Source organism: Pseudomonas sp. FEN (genome assembly GCF_904067045.1).
Taxonomy (GTDB): Bacteria; Pseudomonadota; Gammaproteobacteria; order Pseudomonadales; family Pseudomonadaceae; genus Aquipseudomonas.
In genome coordinates this window covers 498,627-508,398 of record NZ_CAJFDC010000036.1, presented here as the reverse complement: position 1 = coordinate 508,398, position 9,772 = coordinate 498,627, and the positions used below count along the sequence as shown (strand labels likewise).

Below are 9,772 nucleotides of genomic sequence, written 5' to 3'. Positions count from 1 at the left end.
CACTAACGGGTTTCACGCGCATCGGGCGCCGCGGGCAAAGTGAAACCGGAGACCGAGCGCCGCAACTGGCTGGCCATTTTCGCCAGGTTGCCGATGCTTTCGGCGGTGGCGGTCGAGCCGGACGATGTCTGGGTGGTGATCTGCTGGATCACGTTCATGGTCAGCGAGATCTGCCCGGCCGACGAGGTCTGTTGCTGGGCGGCGTTGGAAATGCTCTGGATCAAGGCCGCCAGGGTCTTGGACACCCCTTCGATCTCTTCCAGGGCCACCCCGGCGTCCTGGGCCAGGCGGGCACCGCGCACCACTTCGGTGGTGGTCTGCTCCATGGAGATCACCGCCTCGTTGGTATCGGTCTGGATCGCCCGCACCAGGGTTTCGATCTGCCGGGTTGCCGCCGACGAACGCTCCGCCAGGCGCTGCACTTCATCGGCCACCACCGCGAAACCGCGCCCGGCATCGCCGGCCATGGACGCCTGGATCGCCGCGTTGAGGGCGAGGATATTGGTCTGGTCGGCAATGTCGTCGATCAGACTGACGATGTCGCCGATTTCCTGGGAAGATTCGCCCAGGCGCTTGATCCGCTTGGCGGTGTCCTGGATCTGTTCGCGAATGTTGTCCATGCCGTGAATGGTGTTGTGCACCACCTCATTGCCCTTGTTGGCGATCTCCACCGAACGCTCGGCCACCGCTGAAGACTCGGCGGCGTTGGCCGAGACCTGGTCGATCGACTCGGCCATGTCGCTGATGGCGGTGGACGCCTCGGAAATCTGCTGGGCCTGGTGCTCGGAGGCCTCTGCCAGTTGCATGGCGGTGGCCTGGGTTTCCTGCACGGCGGCGGCGACCTGGCCGGCGGTGAGGTTGATGGTGGCCACCAGATCGCGCAACTGGTCGACGGAATAGTTGATGGAGTCGGCAATGGTCCCGGTGAAGTCTTCGGTGACCGAGGCGGTGACGGTCAGGTCGCCGTCGGCCAGGTCCTCGATTTCGTCGAGCAGGCGCATGATCGCGTGCTGGTTGCGTTCGTTTTTCTCGGCGGTCTCGTGCAACTGCCGATTGGTCTCGCGGACCATGACCAGGCCGATCAGGATGATCGAGGCCAGGGCCAGCAGGCCCAGGACATATCCACCGATGGTGTCCAGGGAGCGTTCGCCGGCAAGGTTTTCAAAACCATTGGCCAGGTGCGAGGCTTCGTCCAGCAACGTCTGCGACAAACTGAAGATATTCCCGGCCGACTCGCGGACCTGGAACAACTGCGGCGAGGTCTCGAGGATTTCATCCACCGAGCCGGAGACGAACTCGAAGAGCTCGGCAATATCCCCCAGGCGGGCGCGGGCGTCCTTGTCTTCGACCTGGGTGATTTTCAGGGCCGCGTTGCCCTGGAGCATACCGTTGAGGACCTGGCCGAAACGGGCGGCGTCGCGACCGAAGGCATCGGCGGCCTGGGACGAGGTTTCGTCGCCGGCCAGTACCGTGTTCACCGCCCCCAGGATGCGCTCGGCGAGCAACGACTGGCGCTGGGCCATGGCCACCTGCGCCGCCGGAGCGCCGCGCTGCAGGAGAATCTCCACGACCTTTTCGTATTCGACCTGCAACTGCGGTACGGTTTCGGCCAGGGTCGCGGCGACCTGATGCAACGACAGCACGGTCTGTTCGCTGGCCAGGATGGCGTCGGTGTTTCTCAGCAGGTTTTCCCAGTCCTGCTGCACCGCATGCATTTCCGGGCGCACGGCGGGCGGCGCGGCGGGCAGGCCGGTGGCCGGGTCGCCTTTCTTCAGGTAGCCCCAGCGCTGGGCGAAATCGTTGCGCGCATCACTCAGCAGCTTGAATGCCGCGGCCTTGCCGGAAGCCGCTTCCGTGGCGTTCTTGGCGATACGCTGGGACAGCACCCGCAGTTCGCCGGCATGGCTGATGTATTGCTTGTCGTAGGTGGACTGGGTGTTCAGATAGGCAAAGTTGGCGAACAGCAGCATGATGAACACGATCAGGGCAATAAACAGCACCAGGATCTGCGAACGACTGCGCGAAGCCTCCAACGGTTTGCCGGTTTTAGCGTTTGTCATCGATCAGGCCCCTGCCTGTAAGGCCACATCCAGAAACCCCGGCGCCTGCGCCAGGGCAAACGGGCTGAACACCCACCAACTGCGTTCACGCTCGAAACGGCCCCGGACAAAGGGTGCCACCGCGTCATCCGGCGGCGGCACCGCCAGTCCCTGCTGCCCGCCCAGTGGAAAGTGCTGCAAACCCGCGACTTCGTCCACCATCAGGCCGGCGAACACGTCCTTGTATTCCACCACCAACACCCGCCGCTGCTTGCGCAAGATCGAGAGTTCATGGCCGAAAAAACCGCACAGGTCCATGATCGGCAGCAAACGTCCACGCAAGTTGGCAACGCCCTTGACCCAGGGTTTCACCCCCGGCAACAGGGTGACGCGCGGCTCATGCAGGACCTCGCCGACTTCGCCCATCGGCGCCACATACCAGTGCTCGCCAAGGCGAAAGCCGATGCCGCTCCAGGTATCCTGGCGGGCCTGCTGCGACGGCAGGTCAGCCGCCAGCAAACGACAGCGCTGGTCGATTTCCAACAGCAGCTGGAAGGCGGTCTGTGACGGGCTCATGGGCGCGGGCCGTCAGCCGGCGAGGACACTGTTCAGGGTCTTGATCAGGGTGTCTTCCTCCACCGGCTTGGTCAGGTAGTCGCGGGCGCCCTGGCGCGTGCCCCAGACCTTGTCGGTTTCCTGATCCTTGGTGGTGATGATGATCACCGGGATGTGGCTGGTTTCACTGTCCTTGGTCAGTTGCCGGGTGGCCTGGAAGCCATTGAGGCCCGGCATGACGATGTCCATCAAGACCGCGTCGGGCTTCTCCTGGCGGGCCAGGGCCACGCCATCGGCACCGTTCTCGGCCTTGAGCACCTCATGACCGTGCTTTTCCAGCATGCCGGTCAGTTTGTACATTTCAGTCGGCGAATCATCGACGATCAGGATACGTGCCATGGTGTTCCCCACTGCTTATAAGGCGGGCGGCCAAACGGCCGCCCGTCAATGTGCTTGTTCTACCACCGCGAACCCCGGCACATGGGCCTTGATCGCGGCCAGCAGTTCTTCCTTGCTGAACGGCTTGGTCAAAAACTGATCGGAACCGACGATACGCCCCTTGGCCTTGTCGAACAGGCCATCCTTGGAGGACAGCATGATCACCGGCGTGGACTTGAACGCACGATTGTTCTTGATCAGGGCGCAGGTCTGGTAGCCATCCAGGCGCGGCATCATGATATCGACGAAGATAATCCCCGGATGATGATCGGCGATCTTGGCCAGCGCATCGAAACCGTCGATGGCCGTGATCACCTCGCACCCCACGTGTTTCAACAGCGTCTCGGCGGTTCGACGAATCGTCTTGGAGTCGTCGATGACCATCACTTTCAGGGCCGTGGAATGCTGTTCCATATCTGCTCTACCATCGCCACAGCGACTCGATTGACTGCACCTAAGCGGTTTTCAGGCGCGAAGCCCTTGATGTGTAAGCGCTTCGAGCGGCATGCGAGCCTTTTTAGCACAGTCTCATGATGCAATCTATCAACCGCCCCCGGCCGCGCCCGGGCAGTCGCTTTTTCCTTGACCGGGAATCGGTGTAGCGCCACTCTGACGCCACTTTTTCAAGTCATTTCGGCCATCACGGCCCATAGAGGATATAGCCCATGAGCGTTCGTCTCGGGATTGTCATGGACCCCATCGCCAACATTTCCTATAAGAAGGACAGCTCCCTGGCCATGCTGCTGGCCGCCCAAGCGCGCGGCTGGAGCCTGTTCTACATGGAACAGCAGGACCTGTACCAAGACGCCGGCGTGGCCCGGGCACGCATGCGTCCACTGAAGGTGTTCGCCAACCCCGAGCAGTGGTTCGAGCTGGCAGCCGAGACCGACACGGCCCTCAGCGACCTTGATGTGATCCTGATGCGCAAGGATCCACCCTTCGACATGGAGTTCGTCTACTCCACCTACCTGCTGGAACAGGCCGAGCGCGCCGGGGTGCTGGTGGTCAACAAGCCGCAGAGCCTGCGCGACTGCAATGAAAAGCTGTTCGCCACCCAGTTCCCGCAGTGCACGCCGGCCACCGTGGTCAGCCGTCGCGCCGATGTGTTGCGCGAATTTGCCGGCAAACACGGCGACGTGATCCTCAAGCCACTGGACGGCATGGGCGGCACCTCGATCTTCCGCCATCGGGTCGGCGATCCGAACCTGTCGGTGATCCTCGAGACCCTGACCGCCCTGGGCAGCCAGCAGATCATGGCCCAGGCCTACCTGCCGGGGATCAAGGACGGCGACAAGCGCATCCTGATGGTCGACGGCGAGCCGGTGCCGTATTGCCTGGCGCGAATTCCGGCCGCCGGTGAAACCCGTGGCAACCTGGCCGCTGGCGGGCGCGGCGAAGCCCGCCCGCTGACCGAGCGCGACCGCTGGATCGCCGCCCAGGTCGGCCCGACCTTGCGCGAGAAAGGCCTGCTGTTCGTCGGCCTGGACGTGATCGGCGAGCACCTGACGGAAATCAACGTCACCAGCCCGACCTGCATCCGCGAGATCGACAACGCCTTTGGCACCGACATCGGCGGCCTGCTGATGGATGCCATTGAGCGCAAGCTGCAAGCCCGCTGATGTAGAACAGCCGAGAAAAAACCAACATTGCGTTATCATGTTCGGCTTTCGATACATGCAATGTTGGTTTCCTGGTCATGACGCTTCCCGCCGATCTGCCTCCCGAACTCTCCCACGCCGGCATACGCCCGGCGGATCGGCTCGGCTTCACGCTTTTCCTGGCCGCGCTGATCCACCTGGCGCTGATCCTCGGCCTGGGTTTCACCTTCGTCGAGCCCAAGCAGATCAGCAAGACCCTGGAAATCACCCTGGCCACCTTCAAGAGCGAGAAAGCGCCCGAAAAGGCCGATTTCCTCGCCCAGGACAACCAGCAAGGCAGCGGCACCCTGGATAAAAAGGCGATTCCCAAGACCACCGAGGTCGCGCCGTTCCAGGACAACACCATCAATCAGGTCACCCCACCGCCGCCGGCCAAACAGGAAGTGACGGAAGCGGCGCCGAAGGCGGTGGTCACCACGGTGGCGCCGAAGCCGAAGAAAGCCGTGATCAAGCATGAACAGGTCAAGACCGAGGCCGCGCCTCAGCCAGCGGCGCCGACGTTCGACAGCTCGCAACTGTCCAGCGACATCGCCAGCCTCGAAGCGGAACTGGCCAAGGAACAGCAGCTCTACGCCAAGCGACCGCGGATCCACCGCTTGAGCGCGGCCTCGACCATGCGCGACAAGGGCGCCTGGTACAAGGAAGACTGGCGCAAGAAGGTCGAACGCATCGGCAACCTCAATTATCCCGAGGAAGCCCGGCGCCAGCAGATCTACGGCAATTTACGCATGATGGTCTCGATCAATCATGACGGCTCGCTCTATGAAGTGCTGGTGCTGGAGTCCTCCGGACAGCCACTGCTGGACCAGGCGGCGCAACGTATCGTGCGCCTGGCGGCCCCGTTCGCGCCCTTTACCGGCGATCTGTCGGATATCGACCGCCTGGAGATCATCCGTACCTGGCGTTTTGCCCGGGGCGACAAGCTTTCCAGCAATTGAGCGCATCCGATTGAATTCCCCTGGCGGGCCTCGAACCTGTGGGAGCGCCCGAAGTACAAACGTGCCGCATCAAGCGCTTGATCTGCTTGTCAGGTCGCCCGCCCACGGCCACACTAAGGCTCATGAAAAACCTCACCCCGACGTACCTCAAGCATCACTTCCTGATCGCCATGCCGCATATGGCCGACCCGAACTTCGCGCAGACCGTCACTTATATAGTCGAGCACAGCGCGAACGGTGCCATGGGGCTGGTGATCAACCGCCCACAATCGCTGAACCTGGCCGATATCCTCGAACAACTGCGCCCGGACATCGAGCCGCCAGCTCTCTGCCAGCATGTGCCGATCTATTCCGGCGGCCCGGTGCAAACCGACCGCGGCTTTGTCCTGCACCCCATCGGCCAGACCTACCAGGCCACCGTCGAACTGGACGGCCTGGCGCTGTCCACCTCCCAGGACGTGCTGTTCGCCATTGCCGACGGCGAGGGCCCGCCGCGCAGCCTGATCGCCCTGGGATACGCCGGCTGGGAAGCCGGGCAACTGGAAGCGGAGCTGGCCGACAACGCCTGGCTGACCTGCCCGTTTTCCCCGGACATCCTCTTCGAAACCGACAGCGACGCGCGCCTGGCCGCCGCCGCCGCCCACCTGGGCATCAACCTCAGCCTGCTCACCAGCCAGGCGGGCCACGCCTGATGGCCGCCATTCGCCTGCTGCTGGGTTTCGACTACGGCACCAAACAGATCGGCGTCGCCGTCGGCCAGATGATCACCGGGCAAGCCCGCGAGCTGTGCACCCTGAAGGCGCAGAACGGTATTCCCGACTGGAACCAGGTCGAAGCCCTGATCAAGGAGTGGCAGCCCGACGCCGTAGTGGTCGGCCTGCCGCTGAACATGGACGGCAGCCCCAGCGACATGTGCGCCCGGGCGGAGAAATTCGCCCGCCGGCTCAACGGCCGCTACAACCTGCCGTTCTTCACCCAGGACGAGCGCCTGACCACCTTCGAAGCCAAGGGCGAACGCATGGCCCGTGGCGGTCAGAAAGGGACCTATCGCGACAACCCGGTGGACGCCATCGCCGCCAAGCTGCTACTGCAAAGCTGGATCGAAGAACACCCGACGCCCGCCGAATCCTGAACACTGGCGAGGCCCGAACGATTCACCCTCGTCTTGATTCCCGCAAGGGCCCTTGAAGGAGCAACCATGAGCCTGCCCAATCCCGCCGACCTGATCAGCCAGATGGCCGTCGATCTCACCGCCTACCTGAGCAAACGCGGCATTGCCGAGCCGCGCTTCATTGGCATCCGTACCGGCGGCGTATGGGTCGCCCAGGCGCTGCTCAAGGCCCTTGGCAACGCGGCCCCCCTCGGTATCCTGGATGTGTCCTTCTACCGCGACGACTTCAGCCAGAGTGGCCTGCACCCGCAAGTGCGCCCGTCCGAGCTGCCGTTCGAGATCGAAGGCCAGCACCTGGTGCTGATCGACGACGTGTTGATGAGCGGCCGAACCATCCGCGCCGCCCTCAATGAACTGTTCGACTACGGCCGCCCGGCCAGCGTGACGCTGGTCAGCCTGCTGGACCTCGATGCCGCCGAATTGCCGATCCGTCCCGATGTGGTCGGCGCAACACTGTCGCTGGCGCCCACGGAACGGGTAAAATTGTCCGGCCCCGCGCCGCTCCAACTCGAACTTCAAGACCTCGCCCTTTAAAGAGTCCTTTGCGATGACGCCTCTAGACGCCAAGCGCCCGCTGCAGCTCAACGATCAGGGCCAGCTACGCCATTTCCTGTCGCTCGACGGCCTGCGCCGCGAGCTGTTGACCGAAATCCTCGACACCGCCGACTCCTTTCTCGAAGTCGGCGCCCGGGCGGTGAAGAAAGTCCCATTGTTACGCGGCAAGACCGTGTGCAATGTGTTCTTCGAGAACTCCACCCGCACCCGCACCACCTTCGAAATGGCCGCCCAGCGGCTATCGGCGGATGTGATCACGCTGAACGTGTCCACCTCCTCGGCGAGCAAGGGTGAAACCCTGCTCGATACCCTGCGCAACCTCGAGGCGATGGCCGCCGACATGTTCGTCGTGCGCCACGGCGACTCCGGCGCCGCGCACTTCATCGCCGAACACGTCTGCCCGCAGGTGGCGATCATCAACGGCGGCGATGGCCGCCACGCGCACCCGACCCAGGGCATGCTCGACATGCTGACCATCCGTCGGCACAAGGGCAGTTTCGAAAATCTTTCGGTGGCCATCGTCGGCGACATCCTGCACTCGCGGGTGGCGCGTTCGAACATGCTCGCGCTCAAGACCCTCGGCTGCCCGGACATCCGCGTGATCGCGCCGAAGACCTTGCTGCCGGTCGGCGTCGAACAATACGGGGTGAAGGTCTACACCGACCTGGCCGCGGGCCTGAAGGACGTCGACGTGGTGATCATGCTGCGCCTGCAGCGTGAACGCATGACCGGCGGCCTGCTGCCCAGCGAAGGCGAATTCTACCGCCTGTTCGGCCTGACCACCGCGCGCCTGGCGGGTGCCAAACCGGATGCCATTGTCATGCATCCGGGCCCGATCAACCGTGGCGTGGAGATCGAATCGGCGGTGGCCGACGGTCCCCATTCGGTCATCCTCAACCAAGTCACCTACGGCATCGCCGTACGCATGGCCGTGCTGTCCATGGCCATGAGCGGGCAGACCGCCCAGCGCCAATTCGATCAGGAGAAGGCCCAGTGAAACTCAGCATACTCGGCGCCCGCGTCGTTGATCCGAGCAGCGGCCTGGATCAAGTGACCGATCTGCACCTCGAGGCCGGCAAACTGCTTGCCATTGGCACCGCCCCGGCGGATTTCGCCGCGATTGAAGTCATCGACGCCAAGGGCCTGGTGGCCGCCCCCGGGCTGGTGGACCTGAACGTCTCCCTGCGCGAACCGGGCTACAGCCGCAAGGGCAACATCGCCAGCGAAACCCGCGCGGCGGCGGCCGGCGGCGTCACCAGCCTGTGCTGCCCACCGCGGACCAAACCGGTGCTGGACACCTCGGCGGTGGCCGAACTGATCCTCGACCGCGCCCGCGAAGCCGGCAACACCAAGGTGTTCCCCATCGGCGCCCTGAGCAAAGGCCTGGAAGGCGAGCAATTGGCCGAACTGGTAGCCTTGCGCGATGCCGGTTGCGTGGCGTTCGGCAACGGCCTGGAGAGTTTCCGCAACACCCGCACCCTGTGCCGGGCGCTGGAATATGCCGCGACCTTCGACCTGACGGTGATTTTCCACTCCCAGGACCATGACCTGGCCTACGGCGGCCTGGCCCATGAAGGCGCCACCGCCAGTTTCCTCGGCTTGCCGGGGATTCCAGAAACCGCCGAGACCGTGGCCCTGGCCCGCGACCTGCTGCTGGTGGAACAGAGTGGCGTGCGCGCGCACTTCAGCCAACTGACCAGCGCCCGCGGCGTGGCCCTGATCGCCCAGGCCCAGGCCCGTGGCCTGCCGGTGACCGCCGATGTGGCCCTGTACCAGTTGATCCTGACCGACGAAGCGCTGATCGACTTCTCCAGTCTTTATCATGTGCAACCGCCGCTGCGCACCCGCGCCGACCGCGAGGGTTTGCGCGCGGCGGTGAAATCCGGGGTGGTCACGGCCATCTCCAGCCACCATCAACCCCATGAACGGGATGCCAAGCTGGCGCCGTTCGGCGAGACCGAGCCGGGTATCAGCAGCGTCGAGCTGTTGCTGCCGCTGGCCTTGACCCTGGTGGAAGATGGCCTGCTGGACCTGCCGACCCTGCTCAAGCGCCTCAGCGCCGGTCCCGCCGAGGCCTTGCGCCTGCCGGCGGGCAAGCTGGCGGTGGGCGCGGCGGCGGACCTGGTGCTGTTCGATCCGAGCACCTCGACCGTGGCCGGTGAGCACTGGTTGTCCAAGGGCGAGAACTGCCCGTTCATCGGCCATGCGTTGCCGGGAAGCGTGCGTTATACGCTGATGGATGGGCGGATCACGCACCAGGCCTGATCCCCACCAGTAATTGTGGGATGGCTATAGGCTATAACTGTGGCGAGCGGGCTTGCCTGCGTTCGGCTGCGAAGCAGTCGTAAAACCGATCACCTCGGTCAACCTGATGTACCGAGTTTTCTGGTTTCAGGGCCGCTTCGCGACCCAGCGCGG

General features: G+C 64.0%; 11 protein-coding genes. 7 read left to right on the top strand and 4 right to left on the bottom strand.

What is annotated here, in order from left to right; genetic code table 11:
- Positions 1–2: 2 nt before the first annotated feature.
- Genes PFEN_RS25955 through pilG form a run of 4 tightly spaced genes read right to left on the bottom strand, consistent with a single transcriptional unit; the run spans position 3 to position 3,446 of the window.
- On the bottom strand, positions 3–2,060 hold the full coding sequence (locus PFEN_RS25955) for a methyl-accepting chemotaxis protein (RefSeq protein WP_191489459.1): 2,058 nt from the start codon (positions 2,058–2,060) through the stop codon (positions 3–5).
- Between the two features lie 3 nt (positions 2,061–2,063).
- Entirely contained in the window at positions 2,064–2,615 is a 552-nt protein-coding gene (locus PFEN_RS25950) for a chemotaxis protein CheW (protein WP_191489458.1), read from the bottom strand.
- A 12-nt stretch (positions 2,616–2,627) separates the two neighbouring features.
- Positions 2,628–2,993, bottom strand: a complete 366-nt coding sequence (gene pilH / locus PFEN_RS25945; protein ID WP_191489457.1) for a twitching motility response regulator PilH — start codon at positions 2,991–2,993, stop codon at positions 2,628–2,630.
- Between the two features lie 45 nt (positions 2,994–3,038).
- On the bottom strand, positions 3,039–3,446 hold the full coding sequence (pilG, locus tag PFEN_RS25940; protein WP_191489456.1) for a twitching motility response regulator PilG: 408 nt from the start codon (positions 3,444–3,446) through the stop codon (positions 3,039–3,041).
- Between the two features lie 251 nt (positions 3,447–3,697).
- On the opposite strand from pilG, the gene gshB reads away from it, so the two are divergent.
- From gshB to PFEN_RS25905, 7 genes are all read left to right on the top strand, one after another.
- On the top strand, positions 3,698–4,651 hold the full coding sequence (gene gshB, locus PFEN_RS25935) for a glutathione synthase (RefSeq protein WP_191489455.1): 954 nt from the start codon (positions 3,698–3,700) through the stop codon (positions 4,649–4,651).
- Between the two features lie 77 nt (positions 4,652–4,728).
- A complete protein-coding gene (locus tag PFEN_RS25930) occupies positions 4,729–5,628 on the top strand; it encodes an energy transducer TonB (protein WP_191489454.1) in 900 nt (299 codons plus the stop codon).
- 122 nt (positions 5,629–5,750) lie between these two features.
- Positions 5,751–6,320, top strand: coding sequence for a YqgE/AlgH family protein (locus PFEN_RS25925; RefSeq protein WP_191489453.1), 570 nt, complete (start codon positions 5,751–5,753; stop codon positions 6,318–6,320).
- Entirely contained in the window at positions 6,320–6,760 is a 441-nt protein-coding gene (gene ruvX, locus PFEN_RS25920) for a Holliday junction resolvase RuvX (protein WP_191489452.1), read from the top strand. Before PFEN_RS25925 ends, ruvX begins: the two co-directional genes overlap by 1 nt.
- Before the next feature lie 66 nt (positions 6,761–6,826).
- Complete coding sequence (pyrR, locus tag PFEN_RS25915) at positions 6,827–7,333, top strand: bifunctional pyr operon transcriptional regulator/uracil phosphoribosyltransferase PyrR (RefSeq protein ID WP_191489451.1); 507 nt, start codon at positions 6,827–6,829, stop codon at positions 7,331–7,333.
- A 13-nt stretch (positions 7,334–7,346) separates the two neighbouring features.
- Positions 7,347–8,351, top strand: a complete 1,005-nt coding sequence (locus tag PFEN_RS25910) for an aspartate carbamoyltransferase catalytic subunit (RefSeq protein WP_191489450.1) — start codon at positions 7,347–7,349, stop codon at positions 8,349–8,351.
- Entirely contained in the window at positions 8,348–9,619 is a 1,272-nt protein-coding gene (locus PFEN_RS25905) for a dihydroorotase (RefSeq protein ID WP_191489449.1), read from the top strand. Before PFEN_RS25910 ends, PFEN_RS25905 begins: the two co-directional genes overlap by 4 nt.
- Positions 9,620–9,772 lie beyond the last annotated feature (153 nt).

Excerpts from the sequence above, each read along its gene's own strand:
- pyrR (WP_191489451.1), top strand. The coding sequence starts at position 6,827 with ATGAGCCTGCCCAATCCCGCCGACCTGATCAGCCAGATGGCCGTCGAT.
- pilH (WP_191489457.1), bottom strand. The coding sequence starts at position 2,993 with ATGGCACGTATCCTGATCGTCGATGATTCGCCGACTGAAATGTACAAA.
- ruvX (WP_191489452.1), top strand. The coding sequence starts at position 6,320 with ATGGCCGCCATTCGCCTGCTGCTGGGTTTCGACTACGGCACCAAACAG.
- PFEN_RS25910 (WP_191489450.1), top strand. The coding sequence starts at position 7,347 with ATGACGCCTCTAGACGCCAAGCGCCCGCTGCAGCTCAACGATCAGGGC.
- pilG (WP_191489456.1), bottom strand. The coding sequence starts at position 3,446 with ATGGAACAGCATTCCACGGCCCTGAAAGTGATGGTCATCGACGACTCC.
- PFEN_RS25930 (WP_191489454.1), top strand. The coding sequence starts at position 4,729 with ATGACGCTTCCCGCCGATCTGCCTCCCGAACTCTCCCACGCCGGCATA.
- PFEN_RS25955 (WP_191489459.1), bottom strand. The coding sequence starts at position 2,060 with ATGACAAACGCTAAAACCGGCAAACCGTTGGAGGCTTCGCGCAGTCGT.
- PFEN_RS25925 (WP_191489453.1), top strand. The coding sequence starts at position 5,751 with ATGAAAAACCTCACCCCGACGTACCTCAAGCATCACTTCCTGATCGCC.
- PFEN_RS25950 (WP_191489458.1), bottom strand. The coding sequence starts at position 2,615 with ATGAGCCCGTCACAGACCGCCTTCCAGCTGCTGTTGGAAATCGACCAG.
- gshB (WP_191489455.1), top strand. The coding sequence starts at position 3,698 with ATGAGCGTTCGTCTCGGGATTGTCATGGACCCCATCGCCAACATTTCC.